General features: G+C 63.6%; 23 protein-coding genes. 14 read left to right on the top strand and 9 right to left on the bottom strand.

Annotation, left to right across the window (positions count from 1 at the left end; all coding sequences use genetic code 11):
• Nucleotides 1-9 precede the first annotated feature (9 nt).
• From ACQ4OD_RS10975 to ACQ4OD_RS10965, 3 genes are all read right to left on the bottom strand, one after another.
• On the bottom strand, nucleotides 10-1,122 hold the full coding sequence (locus tag ACQ4OD_RS10975; RefSeq protein WP_139668073.1) for an ABC transporter ATP-binding protein: 1,113 nt from the start codon (nucleotides 1,120-1,122) through the stop codon (nucleotides 10-12).
• A 281-nt stretch (nucleotides 1,123-1,403) separates the two neighbouring features.
• Complete coding sequence (locus ACQ4OD_RS10970) at nucleotides 1,404-2,036, bottom strand: response regulator (protein ID WP_172670942.1); 633 nt, start codon at nucleotides 2,034-2,036, stop codon at nucleotides 1,404-1,406.
• The gene (locus ACQ4OD_RS10965) at nucleotides 2,030-4,432 is read right to left on the bottom strand and encodes a PAS domain-containing sensor histidine kinase (RefSeq protein ID WP_198753809.1); all 2,403 of its coding nucleotides are present in this window, start codon (nucleotides 4,430-4,432) and stop codon (nucleotides 2,030-2,032) included. The genes ACQ4OD_RS10970 and ACQ4OD_RS10965 overlap by 7 nt, the downstream gene beginning before the upstream one ends.
• A 95-nt stretch (nucleotides 4,433-4,527) precedes the next feature.
• Between ACQ4OD_RS10965 and ACQ4OD_RS10960 the strand changes: the two genes are divergently transcribed.
• Nucleotides 4,528-5,532: an alpha/beta hydrolase family protein gene (locus ACQ4OD_RS10960; RefSeq protein ID WP_139668067.1), complete on the top strand. Its 1,005-nt coding sequence runs from the start codon at nucleotides 4,528-4,530 to the stop codon at nucleotides 5,530-5,532.
• A gap of 52 nt (nucleotides 5,533-5,584) precedes the next feature.
• Here the strand turns inward: ACQ4OD_RS10960 and ACQ4OD_RS10955 are convergent, their stop codons facing one another.
• Genes ACQ4OD_RS10955 through ACQ4OD_RS10945 form a run of 3 tightly spaced genes read right to left on the bottom strand, consistent with a single transcriptional unit; the run spans nucleotide 5,585 to nucleotide 8,038 of the window.
• Nucleotides 5,585-6,349 (bottom strand): TerB family tellurite resistance protein, encoded by a 765-nt coding sequence (locus ACQ4OD_RS10955; protein ID WP_258599575.1) that lies wholly within the window; start codon nucleotides 6,347-6,349, stop codon nucleotides 5,585-5,587.
• Between the two features lies 1 nt (nucleotide 6,350).
• Entirely contained in the window at nucleotides 6,351-7,022 is a 672-nt protein-coding gene (gene murU / locus ACQ4OD_RS10950; protein ID WP_110697484.1) for an N-acetylmuramate alpha-1-phosphate uridylyltransferase MurU, read from the bottom strand.
• Nucleotides 7,019-8,038, bottom strand: coding sequence for an aminoglycoside phosphotransferase family protein (locus ACQ4OD_RS10945; RefSeq protein WP_430944280.1), 1,020 nt, complete (start codon nucleotides 8,036-8,038; stop codon nucleotides 7,019-7,021). The genes murU and ACQ4OD_RS10945 overlap by 4 nt, the downstream gene beginning before the upstream one ends.
• A 132-nt stretch (nucleotides 8,039-8,170) precedes the next feature.
• On the opposite strand from ACQ4OD_RS10945, the gene ACQ4OD_RS10940 reads away from it, so the two are divergent.
• From ACQ4OD_RS10940 to ACQ4OD_RS10890, 11 genes are all read left to right on the top strand, one after another.
• Entirely contained in the window at nucleotides 8,171-10,981 is a 2,811-nt protein-coding gene (locus ACQ4OD_RS10940) for an LPS-assembly protein LptD (protein WP_139668059.1), read from the top strand.
• Nucleotides 10,962-12,281, top strand: coding sequence for a peptidylprolyl isomerase (locus ACQ4OD_RS10935; protein WP_139668057.1), 1,320 nt, complete (start codon nucleotides 10,962-10,964; stop codon nucleotides 12,279-12,281). Before ACQ4OD_RS10940 ends, ACQ4OD_RS10935 begins: the two co-directional genes overlap by 20 nt.
• Nucleotides 12,278-13,267: a 4-hydroxythreonine-4-phosphate dehydrogenase PdxA gene (pdxA, locus tag ACQ4OD_RS10930; protein WP_198753807.1), complete on the top strand. Its 990-nt coding sequence runs from the start codon at nucleotides 12,278-12,280 to the stop codon at nucleotides 13,265-13,267. Before ACQ4OD_RS10935 ends, pdxA begins: the two co-directional genes overlap by 4 nt.
• Nucleotides 13,264-14,064 (top strand): 16S rRNA (adenine(1518)-N(6)/adenine(1519)-N(6))-dimethyltransferase RsmA, encoded by an 801-nt coding sequence (rsmA, locus tag ACQ4OD_RS10925; protein WP_139668054.1) that lies wholly within the window; start codon nucleotides 13,264-13,266, stop codon nucleotides 14,062-14,064. The genes pdxA and rsmA overlap by 4 nt, the downstream gene beginning before the upstream one ends.
• A gap of 128 nt (nucleotides 14,065-14,192) precedes the next feature.
• Complete coding sequence (gene apaG / locus ACQ4OD_RS10920) at nucleotides 14,193-14,573, top strand: Co2+/Mg2+ efflux protein ApaG (protein ID WP_430944279.1); 381 nt, start codon at nucleotides 14,193-14,195, stop codon at nucleotides 14,571-14,573.
• Entirely contained in the window at nucleotides 14,573-15,430 is an 858-nt protein-coding gene (locus ACQ4OD_RS10915) for a symmetrical bis(5'-nucleosyl)-tetraphosphatase (protein WP_430944278.1), read from the top strand. Before apaG ends, ACQ4OD_RS10915 begins: the two co-directional genes overlap by 1 nt.
• Before the next feature lie 13 nt (nucleotides 15,431-15,443).
• A complete protein-coding gene (gene glpE, locus ACQ4OD_RS10910) occupies nucleotides 15,444-15,773 on the top strand; it encodes a thiosulfate sulfurtransferase GlpE (protein ID WP_046857381.1) in 330 nt (109 codons plus the stop codon).
• Between the two features lie 282 nt (nucleotides 15,774-16,055).
• A complete protein-coding gene (locus tag ACQ4OD_RS10905) occupies nucleotides 16,056-17,978 on the top strand; it encodes a PrkA family serine protein kinase (RefSeq protein ID WP_023629260.1) in 1,923 nt (640 codons plus the stop codon).
• Between the two features lie 125 nt (nucleotides 17,979-18,103).
• A complete protein-coding gene (locus ACQ4OD_RS10900; protein ID WP_046857382.1) occupies nucleotides 18,104-19,375 on the top strand; it encodes a YeaH/YhbH family protein in 1,272 nt (423 codons plus the stop codon).
• On the top strand, nucleotides 19,372-20,940 hold the full coding sequence (locus ACQ4OD_RS10895) for a SpoVR family protein (RefSeq protein ID WP_430944277.1): 1,569 nt from the start codon (nucleotides 19,372-19,374) through the stop codon (nucleotides 20,938-20,940). The genes ACQ4OD_RS10900 and ACQ4OD_RS10895 overlap by 4 nt, the downstream gene beginning before the upstream one ends.
• Nucleotides 20,941-21,000: 60 nt before the next feature.
• Nucleotides 21,001-22,095 (top strand): multifunctional CCA addition/repair protein, encoded by a 1,095-nt coding sequence (locus tag ACQ4OD_RS10890; protein WP_430944276.1) that lies wholly within the window; start codon nucleotides 21,001-21,003, stop codon nucleotides 22,093-22,095.
• Between the two features lie 48 nt (nucleotides 22,096-22,143).
• Here the strand turns inward: ACQ4OD_RS10890 and folK are convergent, their stop codons facing one another.
• Together folK and folB are read right to left on the bottom strand one after the other, a co-directional pair.
• A complete protein-coding gene (folK, locus tag ACQ4OD_RS10885) occupies nucleotides 22,144-22,653 on the bottom strand; it encodes a 2-amino-4-hydroxy-6-hydroxymethyldihydropteridine diphosphokinase (protein ID WP_046857385.1) in 510 nt (169 codons plus the stop codon).
• Complete coding sequence (folB, locus tag ACQ4OD_RS10880; RefSeq protein WP_430944275.1) at nucleotides 22,644-23,000, bottom strand: dihydroneopterin aldolase; 357 nt, start codon at nucleotides 22,998-23,000, stop codon at nucleotides 22,644-22,646. The genes folK and folB overlap by 10 nt, the downstream gene beginning before the upstream one ends.
• A 74-nt stretch (nucleotides 23,001-23,074) precedes the next feature.
• Here folB and plsY point away from each other — a divergent pair, with 74 nt between their 5' ends.
• Nucleotides 23,075-23,644 carry a glycerol-3-phosphate 1-O-acyltransferase PlsY gene (gene plsY, locus ACQ4OD_RS10875; RefSeq protein ID WP_046857387.1) on the top strand — a complete coding sequence of 190 codons (570 nt, stop codon included), beginning with the start codon at nucleotides 23,075-23,077 and terminating at the stop codon, nucleotides 23,642-23,644.
• A gap of 25 nt (nucleotides 23,645-23,669) precedes the next feature.
• Here plsY and tsaD read toward each other — a convergent pair whose 3' ends face one another.
• Nucleotides 23,670-24,695, bottom strand: coding sequence for a tRNA (adenosine(37)-N6)-threonylcarbamoyltransferase complex transferase subunit TsaD (gene tsaD / locus ACQ4OD_RS10870; protein WP_046857388.1), 1,026 nt, complete (start codon nucleotides 24,693-24,695; stop codon nucleotides 23,670-23,672).
• A gap of 205 nt (nucleotides 24,696-24,900) precedes the next feature.
• On the opposite strand from tsaD, the gene rpsU reads away from it, so the two are divergent.
• Nucleotides 24,901-25,116 (top strand): 30S ribosomal protein S21, encoded by a 216-nt coding sequence (gene rpsU, locus ACQ4OD_RS10865; protein ID WP_003255575.1) that lies wholly within the window; start codon nucleotides 24,901-24,903, stop codon nucleotides 25,114-25,116.
• Nucleotides 25,117-25,233: the final 117 nt, after the last annotated feature.

The following is a 25,233-nucleotide window of genomic DNA, read 5'->3' as shown; positions in this document are numbered from 1 at the left end:
AGCAAACCATCAATGGGCGTCGGCAATCGGATCGAGCGCGCGGGCGTGCTCCACCTCCCAGCCCAGCGGTACCACGTCGCCCACCGCCAGGGCCGGGTCGAGCTCGGCGATCGGCTGCTTGACGAAGAAATCGGCCTTGCCACAGACCTCCAGGCGTACCCGCACGTGGTCGCCCAGGTAGATGAACTCGGCGACACGGCCGGAGAAGCGGTTGACGCAGTTCTCGCTGTGGCCGTTCAGGCGTACCCGCTCGGGGCGGATCGACAGAGTCACCGGGTCACCGGCCTGGCCGACATTCACCGCCAGCGCATCGACCCGCTCGCCACGGGCCAGTTGCACCTGGCAACGATTACCGTCACTGGCCAGCAGGGTGCCGTTGATGCGGTTGTTCTCACCGATGAAGTTGGCGACGAAGGTGTTGCAAGGCTCTTCGTAGAGGGTGCGCGGGTCGGCGATCTGCTGGATCTCGCCCTGGTGGAACACCGCCACCCGGTCGGACATGGTCAGCGCTTCGCCCTGGTCGTGGGTCACGTAGACCACGGTCACGCCCAGGCGCTGGTGGATATGCTTGATCTCCATCTGCATGTGTTCACGCAGCTGTTTGTCGAGGGCGCCGAGCGGTTCGTCCATCAGCACCAGCTGTGGCTCGAACACCAGGGCGCGGGCCAGTGCCACGCGCTGCTGCTGGCCACCGGAAAGCTGGCCGGGATAGCGCTTGGCGAAGGCATCGAGCTGGACCATGCCGAGCACGCGCTTGACCCGCTCGCTGACGTCGGTCTTGCTGAGGTTGCGCACGGTCAGCGGGAAAGCCAGGTTCTCGGCCACGGTCATGTGAGGGAACAGTGCGTAATTCTGGAACACCATGCCGATATCGCGCTTGTGCGGCGGCACATTGTTGATCGAGCGCCCGGCCAGCTGGATCTCACCGGCGGTGGGGGTCTCGAAGCCTGCCAGCATCATCAGGCTGGTGGTCTTGCCCGAACCGGAAGGGCCGAGCAGGGTCAGGAACTCGCCCTTGCGGATGTCCAGGTTGAGGTCCTTGACGATCAGCGATTCGCCGTCGTAGCTCTTCTGCACACCTCGGAAGCTGACCAGCGTCTCGTTCGAATTCGCCTCGCTCATGCCCTGCACCTTCTTGTTGGAATGACTGCGTAGGCAAAAGCGTAGAAGACGCGCAAAGCCCCGGAAATCGGGGGCGCTGAGAGAATGTCATCATCCGGATGGAAGAGTTGCTGTAGGGATCGCCCTACAAGGATGGCGTTTTCAGGTAACTCGAGCTTTGCAGGAGCGGCTTTAGCCGCGAGCACCCGCGAAGCGGGTGTCGGAGACAGCGGCGCTTGCATCGCGGCTAAAGCCGCTCCTACGGTGAGATCGCGTAAAAGCCATTGTCGTAACCAGAACACTCACACCAACTTGTGCTCCATGGCGTATTTCACCAGCTCCGCCAACGAGTTGACCTTGAGCTTCTGCATCAGCCGCGCCTTGTGGGTGCTGATGGTCTTGCTCGACAGCGCCAGCTGCAGGGCGATGTCGTTGACGTTGGCGCCCTGGGCCAGGCGCTCGAACACCGAGAATTCGCGCTCCGACAGCAGCGTGTGCAGCGGCCGGGTTTCGGTCAGGCCCACCTCGAACACCATGCGGTCGGCCAGGGCCGGATCGATGTAGCGCCCTCCCCCCGCCACCCGGCGGATGGCCGTGAGCAACAGCGCCGGGTCGCTGTCCTTGGTCGCATAGCCCGCTGCACCGGCCTTGAGCGCCCGCGCCGCCATCTGTGCCTCGTCATGCATCGACAGCATCAGGATCGCCGGCGGGTTGTTCAGCGCGCGGATCCGCGGGATCGCCTCCAGGCCATTCACTCCAGGCATGGAGATATCCAGCAGCACCACCTCGCAGGGTGTGTGGCGCAGGGTCTCCAGCAACTGCTCGCCATTGCCCGCCTCGCCCGCCACCTGCATGTCCTTGGCCAGGCCGATCAATTGCTTGATGCCTTCCCGGACGATGGTGTGGTCTTCCGCCACCAGCACTCGAATCACGATTGTTTCTCCTGCTTCAAAGGAATCGCCACGCTCAGGCTGGTGCCCTCGCCCGGCTCGCTGTCCAGGCTCATGCTGCCACCGTGCATCAACACCCGCTCACGCATACCCACCAGGCCGAACGAAGTCGGCCGCGCCGCCTCCATGGCAAACCCCACGCCGTCGTCGATCACGGTCATGCGCAACTGCCCGGCCTCGTGAACCAGCTCGATCTGCACCGTGTGCGCCTGGGCATGGCGCATGACGTTGGTCAGCGCCTCTTGCAGGATACGGAACAGGCCGATGGCCTTGGCATCGCTCAAGGGTGGCAGATTGTCCGGTACCTGCACCAGACAGGGGATCTGCGTGCGCGCCTCGAAACGCCGCGCCTGCCACTCGATGGCCGAGGCAATGCCGGCGTCGAGGATCGGCGGGCGCAGGGCCGTGGCCACGTCGCGTACCAGCTGGAACAACTGGGCGATCAGGCGCTTCATGCTGGCCAGGCGCTCGTTGAGGGCGGGATCCAGCTCGGCGAACGCCAGCTCGCACATCGACACTTCAAGCTTGAGCACCGTGAGCATCTGCCCCAGTTCGTCGTGCACTTCGCGGGCAATCCGCGCCTTCTCCTCTTCGCGCACGCTTTCCAGGTGCGCCGACAACTCGCGCAATTGCTCCTGGGACCCGGCCAACGCCAGCTCGGCCTGCTTGCCTTGGGTAATGTCCCAGACCACGCCGTCCCACACCATGCGCCCATCGGCCAGGCGGCGGGTGGTCGCCTTGATGTCGGCCCAGCGCTGCTCGCCCTGGCGGGTGAGGATACGCCCCTGCCAGGACCAGTCCTGATCGCTGGCCAAGGCCATGTCCTGGACCCGATGGTAATCGGCGCGATCCTCCGGGTGGACCAGGTTGCGCAGCCCCATCTGCGGATGCTGGATCGCCGCCGGTGTGTAGCCGACCAGCGCCTCGCTGCCTTCGCTGATATAGGGAAACTCCGGGTCGCCTTCGGCCGGATCGCGCTCCAGGCGAAACACCAGCCCCGGCACGTTGCCAGCGATCCCCTTGAGCCGCGCCTCGCTTTCGCGCAGCGCGGCCAGGTCGCGCCGGCGCTCGGTGACGTCGGCGAGGAACACCACCAGGTACTCGGCATCGCGAAAACGCAGGAACGACAGCGACAACTCGACCGGGAACAGGCTGCCGTCGGCGCGCCGACACTGGCTTTCGAATTGCTGCTCGCCGCCATCCCCGGTACGGGCACGCTTCCACAGTTCCAGCCAGCGATCCATCTTCAGGTTCGGCTCGATAACGACCAGCGGCAGCTCCAGCAGCGCCCCCTCGGCAAAGCCCAGCATGCGCTCGGCGGCATGGTTGGCGTAGCGCACATGGCTGTCCCAGTTGACCCAGAGGATGCCCACCGTGCTCTGGTCGATGGAAAACTGACTCAGGCGCAAAGCCTCCTCACGCACCTGGCGCTCGACCAGGCTCTCCCGGGCCGCCAGCAACCCGCGCTCCAGGCCGCTCTGCTGACGACGCTGCCAGGCCAGGGTCGCCAAGGCGCACAGCAGCAACAGGCCGAACAGCAAGGCCAGGTTCTGCCAGAACCCGGCGGATTCGGAGAACCGTGGATACCTTGGCTGCAACCAGCGCTGGTGCATCTGTTCCAGGGTCTTGGCCGGCAGGGCCTGCAAGGCACGTTCGAGAATATCGGCCAGCACTGGCCAATCGCGCCGTGAGCCGACCCGCAGCAACTGCGGCAGACCGATATCACCCACCACCGCGAGGTCGGCAAACTCGCCTTCGCGCGACAGCCGGCTGAGCTGCGACTCGTCCAGCACGGCGAAGCTGGCCTGCCCAGCCAACACCAACTGCAGGGCCTCGCGCTCGTCGGGTACACCCTGCAGGTTCAGATTGCCGTAGTTGCCGCGCAGGTAATCCGCCAAGGTACCGGGCATGCGTACCGCCACGCGGTCATTGGCGTTCAGTTTTTCCAGTTCCACGGCTACCGCGCCGCTGCGCATGCCTACCACCAATTGCGGCACACGCATGTAAGGGTCACTGAACAACCACAGCCGCAGGCTGGTCGGCGTTTGCATAAGGCCTGGAGCGAAATCGATCTCGCCCGCCTGCAAGGCATGCTCAAGGGCGGCCTGATCGGCAAAGCCGCGCCAGGTCAAATCCAGGCCCAACGCCTGGGACAAGGCGCCGACCAGTTCGACGTTGGCCCCGTAGAACTGCTGCAGGCGCCGGTCGAACTGGGCATAGGGCGCCTGCAGTACCAGGCCGACACGCAAGCCGCGGTGTTCGTCCAACCATTGCTGCTGGGCTGGATCCAGCATCACGGCAGGCGGCGCCTGCGGCTTGGCCAGGGCGATCAAGGGTAGACACAACCAGCCGATAACCCACAGGCAACGCACTCGCTTCATCTCTACGCTCGTCTTGGCAATGACGGCCACCTGGCGTGGCCGTCGCGGGCAAATACCATTAGGCTGCCGGTATGATTCTGGCCTTGGATTGATCGATGTTCACACTTTATCGCACGACGCTGGCAATGTTCTGCCTGGCTTCGGCCCTGCCGTTCGCGGCTCAAGCCGACGACGCCGAGAAACCCGAAGCACCCGCCGAGGCGGCCGCGTCCGCTCCCGCTCCGCGCCCACCGCTGCTCGAGCGCAGCCAGGACGATGCCATGGCCCTCGAGCGCCAGGTACCCAAGGCCGAACAGCAGACCTTGCAGGCCAATGGTGAAAACTTCCTGGCGCTTTGGAAGCCTGCCAACGACAGCGATCCGCAAGGCGCGGTGATCATTGTCCCGGGCGCGGGCGAAAGTGCCGACTGGCCCACCACCGTCGGCCCGCTGCGTCGAGGTTTCCCCGATGTCGGCTGGAGCACCCTGAGCCTGAGCATGCCCGACCTGCTGGCCGAGCGCCCACAGGCGCGGGTCGAGGCCAAGCCCGCAGTCGAACCGAAAAAACAGGACGGCGAGTCGGCTCCAGCCAAGGACACACCCGCCGATGCCAACGCCAACGTTGCCCAGGCGACCGCGCCGGAAGCGGATACCGCCGAAAGCACCGACGCGGTCGAAGCCGACGAACACACCAGCGAGGAAGATGCCGAGCGCATCTTTGCCCGCCTCGACGCCGCCGTGGCCTATGCCCAGCAGGAGAAAGCGCGCAGCATCGTGTTGCTGGGCAACGGCAGTGGCGCGTACTGGGCCGCACGTTATCTCAGCGAGAAGCAGCCGCCCCAGGTACAGAAACTGGTAATGGTCGCCGCGCAGACACCCGCGCGGGTTGAGCATGACCTGCTGAGCCTGACCCCGACGCTGAAGGTACCAACCGCCGACCTCTACTACGTCACCCGCACCGCAGATCGGCTGGCGGCCCAGCAGCGCCTGCAGGCCAGCAAGCGGCAAAAGGGCAGCCAATATCGCCAGGTGTCGCTGATGGCCATACCTGGCAACAAAGCGGCGGAACAGGAGCAACTGTTGCGCCGGGTGCGCGGCTGGTTGACGCCGAAGGAAGAGTAACAACAGCCGCTCCTGCCCGCCTCGGCAGGAGCGGGCTTGCCCGCCGGTGTACCTACAGCCCCCGCCGCTTGCGGATCATGGCATAGGCCTGATGCAACTCACGGGTAAGCTCGGTCGCCTCGCGCACCTTCGCTTCGCTGGCGCCACTGCCCACCAACTTGTCCGGATGGTGCCGGCTGAGCAGGCGCCGATAGGCCTGTTTGACCTTGTCGGCCTCGGTGTCCGGCTCTACCCCCAGCAATCTCAGCGCCGCCGCATAGGTCATGACGCCGCCTTCGATCGAAGAACGTCGCGGCTCATAATCTAGCGACAAGGCCTGCACCTGGTTGCGACTGAGCCCCAACTGCTGCCCCCAGCCGAGCAACAGGTCACGCTCCTGACGCCCGGCCTTGCCGTCGGCCCAGACCATGCGCCAACAGGCGCGCAAGGTGCCTTCGGCGCCGTGGGGCTGCATCTTTATGCGGCGCAGGTAGTGCCCCAGGCGCTCCTTGCCCGACTTGCCCCGGTTGAACGCGGCTATCGCACGCATCCGCGCTGGCTCCGCCAGGTCCAGCCGGGTCATTTCCTGCCGCGCCTGCTGGATATGCCCTTCACCTACCCGGCCATCGCTCTTGGCCAGCCGCCCGAGCAGAACGAACAACAACTCTTCGTCACGCAGTGCCGGGCGCCCGCCCAGGCGCTCGCGCACGTCCTCCCAACCCTGCAGCCGCAGGCGCCGATCCATGGCCTGGCCCAGCAGCGCCCCCAGCAACGCACCTGGGATGCTGGCCACGGCGAAACCGGCACCGGCACCAATCACTGTGCTCGGCCACCACATATCAGGCACGCTCCCCGATCAGGCGCTCGACATCGGCCAGACGCTCGAGGGTGCCGACATCGATCCAGTGCCCGCCATAGTGCTCGCCGCTCACCCGCCCCTCGGCCATGGCGCTGCGCAACAGGGGAGCCAATTTGAATGCACCGGGCTGGCAACCTGCGAACAGCGCCGGGTCCAGCACCGAGATACCACTGAAAGTCAGCGTTCCCGGGGCGTCATCGCCATCGCTCACCTGCCCGTCCGCCAGGCGGAAGTCGCCACGGCCGTGGTGGCCGGGGTTGTCCACCAGCACCAGATGCGCCAGGCCGTGCAACGGCGCATTCAGGCCGGCGAAGTCGTAGTCGGTCCAGACATCGCCGTTGACCAGGATGAACGGCGCATCACCCAGCAGCGACAGCGCCTTGAAGATCCCACCACCGGTCTCCAGCGGCTCGCCCTCCGGCGAATAGCTGATCACCAGGCCGAAGCGGCTGCCATCGCCCAGGTGATCCTCGATCTGCTGGCCAAGCCACGCATGGTTGATGACCACCTCGCGTATACCGGCACGGGCCAGCGCCTCGAGGTGGTACTCGATCAACGGCTTGCCGGCGGCTCGCACCAGCGGCTTGGGCGTGTGCAGGGTCAGCGGGCGCATGCGCTCGCCCTTGCCTGCCGCCAGGATCATCGCCTTCATGAACGCGCCCCGGCATGCAGTTCGGCAATCAGCTGGCCCAGCTCGGCCAACTCAGGCCGGCGGCTAATCACTTCATCTATATAAGCAAAGAACCGCGGCACGTCGGCCAGGTAGCGTGGCTTGCCGTCGCGGTGGCAGATGCGCGCGAAGATACCGATCACCTTGAGGTGGCGTTGCACCCCCATCAGGTCGCTGGCTCGCTGGAAGGTATCGAAGTCCGCCTGTACCGGAATCCCGGCGGCCTGCGCCTTGTGCCAGTAATCACGCAACCAGCCCTCGACGCGGGCCTGGGGCCAGCTGAGGAAGGCGTCCTTGAACAGGCAGGTGATGTCGTAGGTTACCGGGCCGTAGACCGCGTCCTGGAAATCCAGCACGCCTGGATTGGGCGCGCTGTGCATCAGGTTGCGCGGCATGTAGTCGCGGTGCACCAGCACCTTGGGCTGGCCCAGGGCACTGTCGATCAGCAGCTGGCTGAGCCGCTGCCAGGTGGCCTGCTGCGCGTCGCTGAAGTTCAGGCCAAGCTCGCGGCCCACATACCACTCGGGGAACAGCTCGACCTCACGGCGCAGCAGGGCGACATCGTAGCTGGGCAGTGGCGCATCCATCGGCAAGCGCTGGAACGCCAGCAGCGCATCGATGGCGTCGGCGAACAGGGCATCGGCATTGCCCTGATCAATGATGTCCAGGTATGTCTGCCGGCCCAGATCCCCCAGCAGCAGGAAACCGCGCTCCAGGTCCTGGGCGTGGATAACCGGCACGTGCACGCCCGCCGTGGCCAGCAAATGGTCGATGTCGACGAACGGGCGGCAGTTCTCCTGGGGCGGCGGCGCATCCATGATCACGAAGCTGTGCCCGGCGCCCTCCCAGCGGAAGTAGCGGCGGAAACTCGCATCGCTGCTGGCGGCGGTCAGGCTGCCGGTGGGCACTTCGCCCCAGGCATTGGTACGGAAGAGGTTCTCCAGCTGCCCGGCAAGCCAGGCGGTCAGTTGTTGCAGGCGTACATCGTGATCGGGCATTACAAGGGTTCTCCGACGGCCCTAGCCGTCAAGCGGGTCATGCTTTATTATCCAGCATCTTTTTCAGACCATCGAGAGGCGTGCGGCCCCCACACGCGGGCAGATGGCACGCAGGAAGCCCGGACTAATAAGATGGCATTGAAATCCCCCGCGTTTCGTAGAAAGTTTCCGTTGCTCGTGACTGGCGGTTTGCTGGCCCTGCAACCCCTGGCCACGTCGTACGTGGTGGCGGCCGAGCAGTTCGACTGCCAAGTGTCCGCTTCCGGTGGCTGGGACTGCAAGCCCAAGACCGCTGCCAACTTGCCTCCGCGCCCGGTACACCCGGGCGCTGCCGCGGCCAGCACGGGTGCCGAGGCACCCGGCGAAGTCGCCGCGACCGAGGCCGACAAGCCGATGCTGGTCACCGAAGCCAAGGGCCGCGGCCTGAAGTCGCGCAGCGAAGACTACAGCCATCTGGACTGGGTCCCGCGCGAGAAGCTCACTGCCGCGCAACTGGCCGAGACCGGCCCGTACTGCGGCGGCGCCTACATCGAGCCGACCCGCCCGGGCATGAACGACTCCACGCCCAAGGACGAGTCGCCGACCTACATCAACGCCAAGGTCTCCAAGTACCAGCAGGAGCAGCAGATTGCCACCCTCGCCGGTGACGTGGTCATGCGCCAGGGCAGCATGCAGGCCGAGGCCGACGAGGCCAACCTGTACCAGGCCGAAAACCGCGGCGAGCTCAAGGGCAACGTCAAGATCCGCGACAACGGCTCGCTGGTGGTTGGCGACGAGGCGCAGATCCAGCTCGATACCGGCGAGGCCCGGGTCGACAACGCCGAATACGTGATGCACAAGTCGCACATCCGCGGCAACGCGCTGTACGCCAAACGTGCGGAAAACGCCATCATCCGCCTCAAGGACGGTACCTATACCACCTGTGAGCCGGGCAGCAACGCATGGCAGCTCAAGGGCAACAACATCACCCTGAACCCGGCCACCGGCTTCGGCACCGCGACCAACGTGACGCTGCGGGTCAAGGATTTCCCGGTGTTCTACACACCGTACATCTACTTCCCGATCGACGATCGTCGCCAGTCCGGCTTCCTGCCGCCGTCGTTCAGTTCCAGCAGCGACACCGGCTTCATGCTGGTCACGCCGTACTACTTCAACCTGGCGCCTAACTACGACGCCACGTTGTACCCGCGCTACATGGCCAAGCGCGGCATGTTGATGGAAGGCGAGTTCCGCTACCTGACCAAGTCCAGCGAAGGGCAGTTCGGTGGTGGTTTCCTGAACGACAAGGACAACGACCGCGAGCTGCAGACGGACTACAAGAAAGATCGCTGGATGGTCAACTGGCAGCACAAGGGCGGCCTGGACGACCGCCTGATGGCCGAGGTTGACTACACCGATATCAGTGATCCGTTCTACTTCCAGGACCTGGAGTCGGACCAGATTGGCGTGGAAAGCCTAGATGTGGTCAACCAACGTGGCACGCTCACGTATCGTGGCGACGGCTATACCGCCGCGTTGAACCTGCATGCCTATGAGATGGCGACCATTTCGCAGATCACCCCGTATGATCGCTTGCCGCAAATCACCCTTAATGGCATGCTGCCATTCCACCCAGGCGGCCTGGACTTTGGGTACGAAACCGAAGCGGTACGCTTCGATCGCGACCTGAAGAACGACTTCGTCCTCGACAAGAATGGCAATCCTGATACCTCGGCAGGCACCGCAGGTCGTCGCCTGGACGAAAACATCTTTGGCGTCGCTCGCTCCAATGGTACTCGCCTCAACCTCGCACCATCGATGAGTCTGCCGCTCGAGGCCAGCTACGGTTACATCACGCCGAAGTTGAAGTACGTCTATACACATTACGACCTCGACCTTGATGGCAAGGGTAAGCGAGACCTGATCGACAACCCGGATATGACCAGGTTGTATGGCGACTTCAAGAGCAACCAGAACCGCGACATCCCGATTTTCAGCGTTGACAGCGGCTTGTATTTCGACCGCAATACCCAACTGTTCGGTACCAACTATCGCCAGACGCTTGAACCTCGCCTGTTCTATCTCTATGTGCCGTACAAGGATCAGACCGACATCCCTCTCTTCGACACCAGCGAGGGGACGTTCAACTACTCGTCGCTGTTCCGCGAAAACCGCTTCTATGGCAGTGATCGTATTGGCGACGAGAACAAGTTGTCGCTGGGCGTGACCAACCGCTGGATCGAAGATAACGGCTTCCAGCGCCAGCGTTTCAGCATTGGCCAGGCGTTCTACTTCAAGGATCGCAAAGTCCAGCTTCCAGGTGTCGACTATCGCACTCGGATGGACAGCAAGTCGGATGTGTCGCCATATGCCCTGGAATACGAATACGCCTTCAACCGCGACTGGCGCTTCAACTCGGAATACAACTGGGACCCGGACACTCATAGCCCGCGTTCGGGCAGCGCAATGTTCCACTATCAGCCTGAGGACAACCCCAACAAGGTCGTCAACCTAGGTTATCGCTATCGTAACGACCTGATCACCTACGACTCGCAGACCGGTAACTGGAGAGTCGGCGGTGGCGACTACGGAACACCGGGCACACCGGGCTACATCAAGGACTACTACAAGATCCAGCAGCACGACTTCTCGGTCATCTGGCCGATCGTGCCGCAATGGAGCGTGATCGCTCGCTGGCAGCATGACTACAACCGCAACCGCACCCTGGAAGCGATGGGCGGCTTCGAGTACGACAACTGCTGTTGGAAGCTGCGCCTGATCAACCGCTACTGGATGGATTACGACGATTTCAGCCAGGCCGTCCCGAACAACGAAAAGGGCGACCACGGTATCTTCCTGCAGATCGTGCTCAAAGGGCTCGGTGGTGTAGTCGGCAACAAGGTCGAATCGTTCCTGGACCAAGGCATTCAAGGTTACCGTACCCGTGAAGAGCAAGCTTATTGATCGTCTGCGCCCGCTGATGCTGGGCGCCGCAATGCTGAGTGGCGCGGTGCATGCCGCGGTACAACCCATCGACCGTATCGTGGCCACCGTCGACAACGACGTGGTCATGCAGAGCCAGCTGGACCAGCGCGTTCGCGAAGTGCAGCAGACCATCGCCAAGCGTGGCGGCGGCGTGCCGCCCACCGGCGCGCTGGAACAGCAAGTGCTGGAACGCCTGATCGTCGAGAACCTGCAACTGCAGATCGGCGAGCGCTCGGGCATCCGCATCACCGACGAAGAGCTGAACCAGGCCGTCGCCACCATTGCCCAGCGCAATGGCATGTCGCTGGAACAGTTCCGTGCAGCCCTGGCCCATGATGGCCTGTCGTACGATGACGCCCGCGAGCAGATCAAGCGCGAGATGATCATCAGCCGTGTGCGCCAGCGCCGCGTGGCCGAGCGTATCCAGGTGTCCGAGCAGGAAGTGAAGAACTTCCTCAACTCGGACTTGGGCAAGATGCAGATGTCAGAAGAGTACCGCCTGGCCAACATCCTCATCCCGACCCCGGAAGGTGCCAACTCGGAGGCCATCCAGGCCGCCGCGCGCCAGGTAGGCGATATCTACCAACAGCTCAAGCAAGGCGCGGACTTCGGCCAGATGGCCATCGCTCGCTCGCGCAGTGAAAATGCCCTGGAGGGCGGTGAGATGGGCTGGCGCCAGGCAGGCCAGCTGCCACCAGACTTCGCCAAGATGCTCAGCAGCATGGCGGTTGGCGATATCACCCAGCCGATCCGCATCCCCACCGGCTTCATCATCCTCAAGCTGGAAGAGAAGCGCGGCGGGAGCCAGAGCGTGCTGCGCGACGAAGTGCACGTACGCCACATCCTGATCAAACCGAGCGAAATCCGCAGCGAAGCCGCCACCGAGCAACTGGCCGAGCGCCTGTACGACCGGATCCAGAACGGTGAAAACTTCGCCGAGCTGGCGAAGAGCTTCTCGGAAGACCCGGGCTCGGCGCTCAACGGCGGCGATCTCAACTGGGTAGACCCGAACAGCCTGGTACCTGAGTTCCGCGAACAAATGGCCAACGCCGAGCAAGGCGTGGTGACCAAGCCCTTCAAAACCCAGTACGGCTGGCATGTGCTGGAAGTGCTGGGCCGCCGCGCCACCGACAGCACCGAACAGGCGCGCGAGCAGCAGGCCATGAACGTCCTGCGAAACCGCAAGTACGACGAAGAACTGCAGAACTGGCTGCGCCAGATCCGCGACGAAGCCTACGTTGAAATCAAGCTGCCTGGCGCCGACCAGGTCACCCAGTGAAACCCCTGCGCTTCGCCGTCACCCCCGGCGAGCCAGCCGGCATCGGTCCCGACCTGTGCCTGCTGCTCGCCGCCGAGGTCCAGCCCCACCCCCTGATCGCCATCACCAGCCGTGACCTGCTCGCCGAGCGGGCCACGCAGCTGGGCCTGGACGTCAAGCTGATCACGGTTGAGCCGACCGCCTGGCCGGAGCAACCCGCTCCCGCCGGCAGCCTGTATGTCTGGGATACCGCCCTGGCCCACCCGGTGACAGCCGGGCAGTTGGACAAGGCAAACGCCGCATTCGTCCTGGAAACCCTGACCCGCGCCGGGCAAGGCTGCCTGGACGGGCACTTCGCCGGAATGATCACCGCGCCGGTGCACAAGGGCGTGATCAACGAAAGCGGTATCGCCTTCTCCGGGCATACCGAATTCCTCGCTGACCTCACCCACACCACGCAAGTGGTAATGATGCTGGCCACCCACGGGCTGCGCGTGGCACTGGTGACCACTCACCTGCCCCTGCGGGACATCGCCGAGGCCATCACCGGCGACCGCCTGGAGCGCGTCACCCGCATCCTGCATGCGGACATGCGCGACAAGTTCGGCATTGCCAACCCACGCATCCTGGTCTGTGGGCTCAACCCGCATGCCGGAGAAGGCGGCCACCTGGGCCGCGAAGAAATCGACATCATCGAGCCGGCGCTGCAGCGCCTGCGTGCCGAAGGCATGGACCTGCGCGGCCCGCTGCCGGCCGATACCCTGTTTACCCCCAAATATCTGGAGCACTGCGACGCGGTGCTGGCGATGTACCACGACCAAGGCCTGCCCGTGCTCAAGTACAAGGGCTTCGGCGCCGCGGTCAACGTGACGCTGGGCCTGCCGATCATCCGCACATCGGTCGACCACGGCACCGCCCTGGACCTGGCCGGCACCGGCCGGATCGACACCGGCAGCCTGCGCGTCGCCCTGCAAACCGCCTACCAGATGGCCGAGAACCGACCATGACCGAGCAATATCAACACCGGGCGCGCAAGCGCTTCGGCCAGAACTTCCTGCATGACGCCGGAATCATCGACCGTATCCTACGGGCGATCAACGCCAAGGCCGGCGAACACCTGCTGGAGATCGGCCCGGGCCAGGGTGCCCTGACCGAGGGCCTGCTGGGTAGCGGCGCACAGCTGGATGTGGTCGAGCTGGACAAGGACCTGGTGCCGATCCTGCAACACAAGTTCGCCGGGCGCGACAACTTCCGCCTGCACCAGGGCGATGCCCTGAAGTTCGACTTCAACCAGTTGGGCGTGCCTGAGCGCAGCCTCAAGGTAGTGGGCAACCTCCCCTACAACATCTCCACGCCACTGATCTTCCACCTCCTGGCCCATGCCAACCTGATCCGCGACATGCATTTCATGCTGCAGAAGGAAGTGGTCGAACGCATGGCCGCAGGCCCTGGCGGCGGCGACTGGGGCCGCCTGTCGATCATGGTGCAGTACCACTGCCGCGTGGAGCACCTGTTCAACGTCGGCCCGGGTGCCTTCAACCCGCCACCCAAGGTGGACTCGGCGATCGTGCGCCTGGTGCCCCACGAAGTGCTGCCCTACCCGGCCAAGAACCCCAAGCTGCTGGAGCACGTGGTGCGCGAAGCCTTCAACCAGCGCCGCAAGACCCTGCGCAACACGCTCAAGGGCGTGCTCGACAGCCAGGCCATCGAGGCCGCTGGCGTGGATGGCAGCCTGCGCCCCGAGCAGCTCGACCTGGCCGCCTTCGTCCGCCTGGCCGACAAGCTGGCTGAACAGCAGGGCTGACCGAGCCAGCGTAGGACAAGCCCATCCCACCCTTGGAATGGGTTTGCCCCGCGCTCAGGCATGACTGGCCTCCACCCCCGCCAATGGCCTAGACTGCATTATTGCGTCAGTTCGCCCAAGGCCCTTGCATGTCCGACCCCCGCTACCAGATCGACGTCAGCGTCGTGACCCGCTACCTCAAAGAACAATCCGATCCCGAAAGCAGCCGTTTCGCCTTCGCCTACACCATCACCGTGCACAACAACGGTACGGTCAAGGCCAAGCTGATGTCCCGCCACTGGCTGATCACCAACGGTGACGGCGAAGTCGAGGAAGTGCGCGGTGCCGGCGTGATCGGCCAGCAGCCACTGATCGAGCCCGGCCAGAGCCACACCTACAGCAGCGGCGCCGTGATCAGCACCCGCGTCGGCACCATGCAGGGCAGCTATCAGATGTTCGCCGAAGACGGCAAACGCTTCGATGCCCAGATCGCCCCGTTTCGCCTGGCCGTGCCCGGGGCGCTGCACTGATGGCCACCTATGCCGTCGGGGACCTGCAAGGCTGTCTGCAACCACTCAAGTGCCTGCTCGAACGCGTACGCTTCGACCCGGCCGTCGATCGCCTGTGGCTGGTGGGCGACCTGGTCAACCGTGGCCCAGAGTCCCTCGAGACCTTGCGTTATCTCTACTCGATCCGCCATGCGCTGGTCTGCGTGCTGGGCAACCATGACCTGCACCTGCTGGCCGCCTGGCACAATGTCGAGCGCCTGAAGAAAAGCGACACCCTGCGCGAAGTCATCGAAGCCCCGGACGCCGACCAGCTGTTCGACTGGCTCCGCCAGCAGAAACTGCTGCACTACGACGAAGCCCGCGGCATTGCCATGGCCCATGCCGGCATCCCACCGCAGTGGACCCTGGGCAAGGCGTTGGAGCTGGCCGCGGAGGTCGAGGAAGTGCTGCGCGACGACAGTCGCCTGAAACTGTATCTGGACGGCATGTACGGCAATGAGCCGAACAAGTGGAGCAAGGATCTGGCCGGCGTCGAACGCCTGCGAGTGATCACCAACTACTTCACCCGCATGCGCTTCTGCACCGCCGCCGGCAAGCTCGACCTCAAGAGCAAGGAAGGCGCCGACAGCGCGCCCAAAGGCTATAAACCATGGTTCGCTCACCCGGACCGCCGCTCGCGCCATGTGAAGATCATCTTCGGTCACTGGGCCGCCCTCGAAGGCCGGGTCGACGCCCCCGGTGTGATTGCCCTGGATACCGGCTGTGTCTGGGGGGGCGCGATGACCCTGTACAATGTCGACAGCGGCGAATTCCACCGCTGCGACTGCACCCGCGAAGGCACCCCTCGCCCGCCGGCATCACCCAACGATCAGCCATGAAGGAACCGCACCCATGAGCGAATTCAAGCGTATCTCCCCAGAACAAGCCCTCGCCCTGCGTGCCGAAGGTGCGATCGTTGTCGATATCCGCGACCCACAGGCGTTCGCCGCCGGCCATATCGCCGGCGCCACTCATCTGGATAATCACTCGGTAGCCGACTTCATCCGCAGCGCCGACCTGGACGCGCCTACACTGGTAGTCTGCTACCACGGCAATTCCAGCCAGAGTGCCGCCGCCTACCTGGTCGGCCAGGGCTTCTCCAACGTCTACAGCATCGATGGTGGCTTCGAACTGTGGCGTAACACCTACCCGGCGGAAACCGCCCAGGGCAGCGCCGAATAATTTTTTCATTTTTCCTGCAGCCCGCGCTTGGCGCGGGCTAGCGCCCGACCTGACGAACGGTCGTAGGCGTCTTCTCCGCTCCCCGCCCTTGACCTCTCGTATAACCAACTATCCTTAAGCCCAGGCCATCCAAAAAAGGGGAGAGCCGGTACACCGGCGTGCGGGTCATCGGTAGCGTTACAGGGTGTTCTGGGGGGTATACAGCAACCGGCAAAACCGGTTGCATGCCAGCATCGGCTGACTGATCCGGCGTCGTCTCCACGTATCGAGCGAGGTGACGTCATGAGCATTTTTAGCCACTTCCAACAACGTTTCGAGTCCACCCGCCAGGAAGAACTTTCGCTGCAGGAGTACCTCGAGCTGTGCAAAGAGGATCGCAGCGCCTATGCCTCGGCGGCCGAGCGGCTGTTGCTGGCCATCGGTGAACCAGAGCTGATCGACACCTCAAGCAACTCCCGGCTGTCGCGGATCTTCTCCAACAAGGTGATCCGCCGCTATCCGGCCTTTGCCGATTTCCATGGCATGGAAGAGTGCATCGACCAGATCGTCTCCTACTTCCGCCACGCCGCCCAAGGCCTGGAAGAGAAGAAGCAGATCCTCTACCTGCTGGGTCCGGTGGGCGGCGGCAAATCGTCGCTGGCCGAAAAACTCAAGCAGCTGATGGAAAAGGTGCCGTTCTACGCCATCAAGGGCTCGCCGGTCTTCGAGTCGCCACTCGGGCTGTTCAACGCCACAGAGGATGGTGCGATCCTCGAGGAAGAATTCGGCATTTCGCGCCGCTATCTCAATACCATCATGTCGCCCTGGGCCACCAAGCGCCTGCAGGAGTTCGGCGGCGACATCAGCAAGTTCCGGGTGGTCAAGCTCTATCCGTCGATCCTCAACCAGATCGCCATCGCCAAGACCGAACCGGGTGACGAGAATAACCAGGATATCTCGGCGCTGGTGGGCAAGGTGGATATCCGCAAGCTCGAGGAGTTTCCGCAGAACGACGCCGATGCCTACAGCTACTCGGGCGCGCTGTGCCGGGCCAACCAGGGCCTGATGGAATTCGTCGAGATGTTCAAGGCGCCGATCAAGGTGCTGCACCCGCTGCTCACCGCAACCCAGGAAGGCAACTACAACAGTACCGAAGGCCTGGGGGCTATCCCCTACACCGGTATCCTGCTGGCCCACTCCAACGAATCGGAATGGCACACCTTCCGCAACAACAAGAACAACGAAGCGTTCATCGACCGTATCTATATCGTCAAGGTGCCGTACTGCCTGCGCGTCAGCGACGAGATCAAGATCTACGACAAGCTGCTGATCAACAGCTCGCTGGCCAAGGCTCATTGCGCGCCCGACACACTGAAGATGCTCGCCCAGTTCACCGTGCTTTCACGTCTCAAGGAGCCGGAGAATTCCAACATCTACTCGAAGATGCGCGTCTACGACGGCGAGAACCTCAAGGACACCGACCCCAAGGCCAAGTCGATCCAGGAGTACCGCGACTCCGCGGGCGTCGACGAGGGCATGAACGGCCTGTCTACCCGCTTCGCCTTCAAGATTCTCTCCAAGGTGTTCAACTTCGATCCGCATGAGATTGCCGCCAACCCGGTGCACCTGTTGTACGTGCTGGAACAGCAGATCGAGCAGGAGCAGTTCCCTGCCGAAGTACGCGAGCGCTACCTGCGCTACCTCAAGGAGTACCTGGCGCCGCGCTACATCGAGTTCATCGGCAAGGAAATCCAGACCGCTTACCTGGAGTCCTACAGCGAGTACGGCCAGAATATCTTCGACCGTTACGTGCTGTATGCCGACTTCTGGATCCAGGACCAGGAGTACCGCGACCCGGAGACTGGCGAGATCCTCAACCGCATCGCCCTCAACGAGGAGCTGGAGAAGATCGAGAAACCGGCCGGCATCAGCAATCCGAAGGACTTCCGCAACGAGATCGTCAACTTCGTGCTGCGCGCCCGTGCCAACAACAATGGCAAGAACCCCAGCTGGCTCAGCTACGAGAAGCTGCGGGTGGTGATCGAGAAGAAAATGTTCTCCAACACCGAAGACCTGCTGCCGGTCATCAGCTTCAACGCCAAGGCCAGCAAGGAAGACCAGCAGAAGCACAACGATTTCGTCACCCGGATGGTGGAGCGTGGCTATACCGACAAACAGGTACGCCTGCTGTCGGAATGGTACCTGCGGGTCAGGAAATCGCAGTAAAAGCGGCACGCCCCGGGCGCTTGGCGGGGTGCCCCGGCACACCGCTGGCCCGTGGCGGCAGCAACTGCTTTTACTTGCAGCTCGTAGCTTGAAGCTTGCAGCTGTACCCAGCTACCGGAGGGCCCATGAGCTACGTTATCGACCGACGCCTGAACGGCAAGAACAAGAGCACGGTCAACCGCCAGCGCTTCTTGCGGCGTTACCGCGAGCACATCAAGAAAGCCGTCGAAGAGGCCGTAAGCCGCCGCTCCATCATGGACATGGAGCACGGTGAGCAGATCAGTATCCCGGGGCGTGACATCGACGAACCGGTGCTGCACCACGGTCGCGGCGGCAAGCAGACCATCGTTCACCCAGGTAACAAGGAGTTCACCGCCGGCGAGCACATCGCCCGGCCACAAGGTGGCGGCGGTGGCGGTGGGCGCGGCAAGGCCGGCAACTCCGGCGAGGGCATGGACGATTTCGTGTTCCAGATCACCCAGGAAGAATTCCTCGAATTCATGTTCGAAGACCTGGAGCTGCCCAACCTGGTCAAACGCCACCTTACCGGTGCCGATACCTTCAAGACCGTGCGCGCCGGTATTGCCAACGAGGGCAACCCTTCGCGCATCAACATCGTGCGCACCCTGCGCTCGGCCCACGCCCGTCGCATCGCCCTGACCGGCAGCAGCCGCGCGCTGCTGCGCGAGGCGCAAAAGGAGCTGGACCGACTCAAGGTCGAAGAGCCCGACAACTTCACCGACATCCAGGATACCGAGGCCGAGATCGAGCGCCTCAAGGCGCGCATCAATCGCCTGCCCTTCCTCGACACCTTCGACCTCAAGTACAACCTGCTGATCAAGCAGCCCAACCCCAGCTCCAAGGCGGTGATGTTCTGCCTGATGGATGTCTCCGGCTCCATGACACAGGCTACCAAGGACATCGCCAAGCGCTTCTTCATCCTGCTGTACCTGTTCCTCAAGCGTAACTACGACCGCATCGAGGTAGTGTTCATCCGCCATCACACCAGCGCCCGCGAAGTGGACGAGGAAGAATTCTTCTACTCCCGCGAGACCGGCGGCACCATCGTCTCCAGCGCGCTCAAGCTGATGCAGGAAGTCATGGCCGAGCGCTACCCGGCCAGCGACTGGAACATCTATGCCGCCCAGGCCTCGGACGGTGACAACTGGAACGACGATTCGCCGATCTGCCGCGACATCCTCGCCAACCAGATCATGCCGCATGTGCAGTACTACACTTATGTCGAGATCACCCCACGCGAACATCAGGCGCTGTGGTACGAGTACGAGCGCATCGGCGAAGCATTTCCCGACACCTTCGCCCAGCAGCAGTTGGTATCGGCCGGCGATATCTACCCGGTCTTCCGTGAACTCTTCCAGCGCAGGTTAGCCACATGACCGCCAGAGAGCAGAGACGCCAACCCATTTCCACCGGCTCCGAATGGACGTTCGAGCTGATCCAGACCTACGACCGCGAGATCAGTCGCCTGGCCGCCCGCTATGCCCTGGATACCTACCCCAACCAGATCGAAGTCATCACCGCAGAACAGATGATGGACGCCTACGCCTCGGTCGGCATGCCGCTGGGCTATCACCACTGGTCCTACGGTAAACAGTTCCTCAGCACCGAGAAGTCCTACAGTCGGGGCCAGATGGGCCTGGCGTACGAGATCGTGATCAACTCCGATCCGTGCATCGCCTACCTGATGGAAGAAAACACCATGTGCATGCAGGCACTGGTGATCGCCCACGCCTGCTATGGCCACAACAGTTTCTTCAAGGGCAACTACCTGTTCCGCACCTGGACCGACGCCAGCTCGATCATCGACTACCTGGTGTTCGCCAAGCAGTACATTGCCCAGTGCGAGGAGCGTCATGGCATCGACGCCGTCGAGGACCTGATCGACTCCTGCCATGCGCTGATGAACTACGGCGTGGATCGCTACAAACGCCCCTACCCCATCTCCGCCGAAGAGGAACGGCGTCGGCAGAAGGAGCGTGAAGAGCACCTGCAACGGCAGATCAACGACCTCTGGCGGACCATTCCCAAGGGCGCCGAGAAGAGTGGCGACAGGGACGATGCGCGCTTCCCCGCCGAGCCACAGGAGAACATTCTCTACTTCATCGAGAAGCACGCCCCACTGCTCGAGCCCTGGCAGCGCGAGGTGGTGCGCATCGTGCGCAAGATCGCCCAGTACTTCTATCCACAACGCCAGACCCAGGTGATGAACGAAGGTTGGGCGACCTTCTGGCACTATACGCTGATGAACGACCTCTACGATGAGGGCCTGATCACTGAAGGCTTCATGATGGAGTTCCTCCAGTCGCATACCAGCGTGGTGTTCCAGCCAGGCTTCGACAGCCCCTACTACAGCGGCATCAACCCGTATGCGCTGGGCTTTGCGATGTACACCGACATTCGTCGCATGTGCGAGCACCCCACCGAGGAAGATCGCCGCTGGTTCCCGGACATCGCCGGCAGTGACTGGCTTTCGACCATCAAGTTCGCCATGAGCAGCTTCAAGGACGAAAGCTTCATCCTGCAGTATCTGTCGCCCAAGGTGATGCGCGACCTCAAGCTTTTCAGCATCCTCGATGATGACCAGCGTGACGACCTGCTGGTCCCGGCGATCCATGACGAAGCCGGCTACCGCACCATCCGCGAGCAACTGGCCGCCCAGTACAACCTGGGCAACCGTGAACCCAACGTGCAGATCTGGAGCATCGATCGCCGCGGCGACCGCTCGCTCACCCTGCGCCACCAGCAGCACAACCGCAAACCCCTGGGTGATTCCACCGAAGAGGTGCTCAAGCACCTGCACCGCCTGTGGGGCTTCGATATCCACCTGGAGACCGTTCAGGGCGACCAGGTGATGAAGACCCACCACATGCCGCCACGCGGCGAGCACAGCGAGGCCGGCGACTACGGGCGCATGGACCTGGCCGTGGTGCACCACCTCTAGCGGCAGCCCACCTCCATTGCTGCCGACAAGGTATCCTGTCGCCAGTAATGGAGGTTCCACATGCAGATCTACAAGGTTGGCGGCGCCGTACGCGACCGCCTGCTCGGCCGTCCGGTCAGCGACATCGACTGGCTGGTGGTCGGCGCCACGGTCGAACAGATGCAGGCCGAGGGCTTTCGCCCGGTCGGTGCCGATTTTCCGGTATTCCTTCACCCCAGGACGGGCGAGGAATATGCCCTGGCCCGCACCGAGCGCAAGAGCGGGCGCGGGTATGGCGGTTTCACCTTCCACGCGAGCCCCGAAGTCACCCTCGAGGAGGATCTGGTTCGTCGCGACCTGACCATCAATGCCATGGCCGAGGACGAGCACGGCAACCTGCACGATCCCTACCATGGCAAGGCAGATCTCGAGCAGCGCCTCCTGCGCCATGTTTCCCCGGCATTCGCCGAAGATCCCCTGAGAGTGCTGCGCGTTGCCCGCTTTGCCGCGCGCTATGCGCCGCTGGGCTTTCGTGTCGCCGACGAGACGTTGCAGCTGATGCGCCAGATCGCCGAATCGGGCGAACTGCAGGCGCTGACCGCCGAGCGCAGCTGGAAGGAGATCGAGCGCGCATTGATGGAAAGCGAACCGCAGGTGTTCATTGAGGTGCTGCGCAGCTGCGGCGGGTTGGGCGAGCTGATGCCCGAGCTTGAGGGCGCCTGTACACTGGCCGCGCTGCACCAGGCGGCAAGGCACCAGCAGCCGCTGGCGGTGCGCTGGGCGTGCCTGCTACGCGGACTGCCGCCTGCCGCGCTCAAGGCGCTGAACCAACGCTTCAAGGCGCCGCGTGAATGCCAGGAACTGGCGATGCTGGTGGGGGAGTTTGCCGAGCGGGCGGACCAGGCTTTGCAGCTGGAGCCTGCAAGCCTGCTGGAGATGCTGCAGAAGTTCGACGTGTACCGACGGCCGCAGCGCTTCGAGGACTTCATCGCCGCCTGCGAGATGGCAGCGTTGGGTTCAGGTTATCCACAAGGCGAGTACTTGCGCGGGGCCGCTGAAGCGGCGCGTGCCGTGGATGTGAAGCCGTTGCTGGACGCCGGGCTTGCCGGCCAGGGCCTGGGCGAAGCGCTTAAAGGTGAGCGGCTGAAGGCGCTCGAAGCCTATAAGGCCGCTTGATCTGCCCGGCCTCTTCGCAGGCAGATCCGCGAAGAGGCCGGCGCTGGCTTAAGCGGGGGTCAACTGCAACCCGCGCCATTCGAACGGTACCGGCGCCAGTACCTGCTCGATGCGCGCTTCCCGCCACAACTGCCCCATGGATTTGCCCTCGCCCGGGTGCACCAGCTCCGGGGCCAGCAACGACAGCGGCCAGAGCACGAAGGCGTTCTTCAGGATCTCCGCGCGCGGCAGCACCAGGCCATCGAAGGTCCCGCACAGGTCATCGAACATCAGCACGTCGATATCCAGCGGCAGCCCTTTGCGGTCCGGCGCGTAGCGGCCATTGTCGGCCTCGATGAACTTGAGCCGGCGATCGAGTTCCAGCAGCGGCAGTTCGGTGCGCCCGCGCACCACCAGGTTGTAGAACGGGCCACTCTTGATCCCCACGGCCTGGCTCTCGAACACCGCGGAACACTGCATGTCTTTGAGGATGCCGGCGAGGGCATCGAGCCCGGCGCACAAGTGCCGCTCACGCTCGATGTTGCTGCCCAGCCCAAGGTATACCGTGCTCAGAGACATCCGCGCTCGATCTCCACGCCAACACCACCACGGGCCGCCGATACCGCACCCGGCTTGGTGAGTTTCAGGCGCACCCAGGGAATGTTGAATTCCGCCATCAACACCGCGACCAAGCGCTCGGCGAAGGTCTCGACCAGCTCGAAACGGGCCTGGTCGGCGAACGCCTGGATACGTGCCGAGACACTGGCATAGTCCAGTGCCAGCGACAGGTCGTCACCGGCCGCCGCCGGGCGGTTGTCCCAGGCGAAGCTCAGGTCCAGGCGCAGGCACTGGCGAATATCCCGCTCCCAGTCATAGGCGCCGATCACGGTATCGACTTCCAGGCCTTCGATGAACACTCTGTCCAAGCACTTCTCTCCACAGCACGACAAGGGCGACGGGCGCCGTTAGAATCAGGGCGTCCTCGCCCGGAATAGTTAGCATGTTTTGGTCACTGGCGCTGCTTGCCTACCTGCTCGGCTCTCTGTCCTTCGCCATTGTCCTGAGCCGCCTCAGTGGCAGCCCCGATCCGCGCTCCAGCGGTTCCGGCAATGCCGGCGCCACCAACATGCTACGCCTGGCGGGCCGTAAACTGGCGATCCTGACGCTGCTCGGCGACCTGTGCAAGGGCATGTTGCCCGTGCTGCTGGCACGCCTGGCCGGGCTCGACCAGCAAGAGCAGGCCTGGGTAGGCATCTGCGCGGTGCTCGGCCACCTGTTCCCGGTGTACTTCCGCTTCAAGGGCGGCAAGGGCGTGGCCACCGCCGCCGGCATGCTCATGGCGCTGTACTTTCCAGCCGCCCTGCTGGCCATCGGCGCCTGGTTGCTGACCTTCTACCTGACCCGCACCAGTTCGCTCGCGGCGTTGATCGCCACACCGCTGACGCTGCCCTTGCTGGCCTGGCGCGAGCCTGAAGCGCTGCTGCCGATGACCGTGCTGACGGTGCTGATCGTGTGGCGCCACCGCCGCAACCTGCGTGACCTGTTCGCCGGGCGCGAACGCCACTTCTGATGCGTTCGCACAAGCCCAGCTCACCTCATACTGCCGGCAACTGCTCCATCGGCCAGCGCGCCTGCACGCTGATCGCCAGGTCCTGCTGCTGCCCGGCCAACAGACGCTGGCAACCGGCATAGGCAATCATCGCACCGTTGTCGGTGCAGAAGCGTGGGCGGGCGTAGTAGACGTTGCCCTTGATGCTGGCCAGCATCTCCTCCAACGAAACGCGCAAGGCCTTGTTGGCGCTCACGCCGCCGGCGATGACCAGGCGCTTGAGGCCGGTCTGCTTGAGGGCGCGCTTGCACTTGATGGTCAGAGTCTCCACCACCGCCTGCTGGAACGCCAGCGACACGTCGCAACGGGTTTGCTCGTTGTCGTCCCCGGCATCGCGGCATTGCTGCCAGGTATTCAGGGCAAAGGTCTTGAGGCCGCTGAAGCTGAACTGCAGGCCGGGGCGGTCGCACATCGGCCGCGGGAACACGAAGCGCCCAGGCGTGCCTTGTTCGGCCAGGCGGGCGATCTCGGGGCCACCCGGATAATTGAGGCCGATCAGCTTGGCGGTCTTGTCGAACGCCTCGCCAGCCGCGTCGTCCAGGCTCTCGCCCAGCAGTTCGTACTGGCCGATACCATCGACCCGAACCAGTTGGGTATGGCCACCTGAAACCAACAAAGCGACGAACGGAAACTGCGGCGGCTGCTCTTCGAGCATCGGCGCCAGCAGATGGCCCTCCATATGGTGCACGCCAATCGCCGGAATATCCCAGGCGAACGCCAGTGCCTGGGCGCAAGAGGCGCCCACCAACAGCGCGCCGACCAGGCCCGGGCCTGCGGTATAGGCGATGGCGTCGATCTCGGTGGCGACGCAGTCGGCCTCCTGCAGCACCTGGCGAATCAGGGGCAGCATGCGTTTGACGTGATCACGCGAGGCGAGCTCGGGCACCACGCCGCCATAGACGCGGTGCAGGTCAATCTGGCTGAACAGCGCGTCGGCCAGCAGGCCGCGTTCACTGTCGTATAATGCGACGCCAGTTTCGTCGCAGGATGTTTCCAATCCCAGTACTAGCATGGGTCCGTGCCTTGTGGAGGCTGAATTCGAAGGCGCGCATGATAGTCCCCGTGCCCGGTGCCGACCAGCGGTTTTCGATCAGAGGCTTTGCATTCCGGCCAGCTAAGGGTTAACATCCGCAACCCTTGAAAACCGACGTTCTCCAGCACACCTTATGTTTTGCCAGGAGCACGTCTACCCCGGTAATGAATTAAGGTAGCCCTGGATGCCAGCCGTCAAAGTTAAAGAGAACGAACCCTTCGACGTAGCTCTGCGTCGTTTCAAGCGCTCCTGCGAAAAAGCCGGTGTACTGGCTGAAGTTCGTAGCCGCGAGTTTTACGAGAAGCCGACCGCCGAGCGTAAGCGCAAAGCCGCTGCCGCTGTTAAGCGTCACGCGAAGAAAGTTCAGCGCGAACAGCGCCGCGCCGTTCGTCTGTACTAAGTACAGCCGTTCTACGCAAAGCTTCTGCCATGCCCGGCCTCGTGCCGGGCTTATGGTAGCGGTTGCTTGAAACCCTTGGCCATGCGCCTGGGGCGCCCCGGCAAAAGCCATGGGCAA

The sequence above is a fragment of the Pseudomonas sp. WC1 genome (assembly GCF_050586565.1).
Taxonomy (GTDB): Bacteria; Pseudomonadota; Gammaproteobacteria; order Pseudomonadales; family Pseudomonadaceae; genus Aquipseudomonas.
This window is presented reverse-complemented; position numbering and strand designations above follow the sequence as displayed.

Excerpts from the sequence above, each read along its gene's own strand:
- ACQ4OD_RS10965 (WP_198753809.1), bottom strand. The coding sequence starts at position 4,432 with ATGAAGCGAGTGCGTTGCCTGTGGGTTATCGGCTGGTTGTGTCTACCC.
- ACQ4OD_RS10915 (WP_430944278.1), top strand. The coding sequence starts at position 14,573 with ATGGCCACCTATGCCGTCGGGGACCTGCAAGGCTGTCTGCAACCACTC.
- glpE (WP_046857381.1), top strand. The coding sequence starts at position 15,444 with ATGAGCGAATTCAAGCGTATCTCCCCAGAACAAGCCCTCGCCCTGCGT.
- rpsU (WP_003255575.1), top strand. The coding sequence starts at position 24,901 with ATGCCAGCCGTCAAAGTTAAAGAGAACGAACCCTTCGACGTAGCTCTG.
- ACQ4OD_RS10940 (WP_139668059.1), top strand. The coding sequence starts at position 8,171 with ATGGCATTGAAATCCCCCGCGTTTCGTAGAAAGTTTCCGTTGCTCGTG.
- ACQ4OD_RS10900 (WP_046857382.1), top strand. The coding sequence starts at position 18,104 with ATGAGCTACGTTATCGACCGACGCCTGAACGGCAAGAACAAGAGCACG.
- plsY (WP_046857387.1), top strand. The coding sequence starts at position 23,075 with ATGTTTTGGTCACTGGCGCTGCTTGCCTACCTGCTCGGCTCTCTGTCC.
- ACQ4OD_RS10975 (WP_139668073.1), bottom strand. The coding sequence starts at position 1,122 with ATGAGCGAGGCGAATTCGAACGAGACGCTGGTCAGCTTCCGAGGTGTG.
- ACQ4OD_RS10890 (WP_430944276.1), top strand. The coding sequence starts at position 21,001 with ATGCAGATCTACAAGGTTGGCGGCGCCGTACGCGACCGCCTGCTCGGC.
- tsaD (WP_046857388.1), bottom strand. The coding sequence starts at position 24,695 with ATGCTAGTACTGGGATTGGAAACATCCTGCGACGAAACTGGCGTCGCA.
- apaG (WP_430944279.1), top strand. The coding sequence starts at position 14,193 with ATGTCCGACCCCCGCTACCAGATCGACGTCAGCGTCGTGACCCGCTAC.
- ACQ4OD_RS10960 (WP_139668067.1), top strand. The coding sequence starts at position 4,528 with ATGTTCACACTTTATCGCACGACGCTGGCAATGTTCTGCCTGGCTTCG.
- ACQ4OD_RS10895 (WP_430944277.1), top strand. The coding sequence starts at position 19,372 with ATGACCGCCAGAGAGCAGAGACGCCAACCCATTTCCACCGGCTCCGAA.
- rsmA (WP_139668054.1), top strand. The coding sequence starts at position 13,264 with ATGACCGAGCAATATCAACACCGGGCGCGCAAGCGCTTCGGCCAGAAC.
- folK (WP_046857385.1), bottom strand. The coding sequence starts at position 22,653 with ATGTCTCTGAGCACGGTATACCTTGGGCTGGGCAGCAACATCGAGCGT.
- murU (WP_110697484.1), bottom strand. The coding sequence starts at position 7,022 with ATGAAGGCGATGATCCTGGCGGCAGGCAAGGGCGAGCGCATGCGCCCG.
- ACQ4OD_RS10955 (WP_258599575.1), bottom strand. The coding sequence starts at position 6,349 with ATGTGGTGGCCGAGCACAGTGATTGGTGCCGGTGCCGGTTTCGCCGTG.
- ACQ4OD_RS10945 (WP_430944280.1), bottom strand. The coding sequence starts at position 8,038 with ATGCCCGATCACGATGTACGCCTGCAACAACTGACCGCCTGGCTTGCC.
- ACQ4OD_RS10905 (WP_023629260.1), top strand. The coding sequence starts at position 16,056 with ATGAGCATTTTTAGCCACTTCCAACAACGTTTCGAGTCCACCCGCCAG.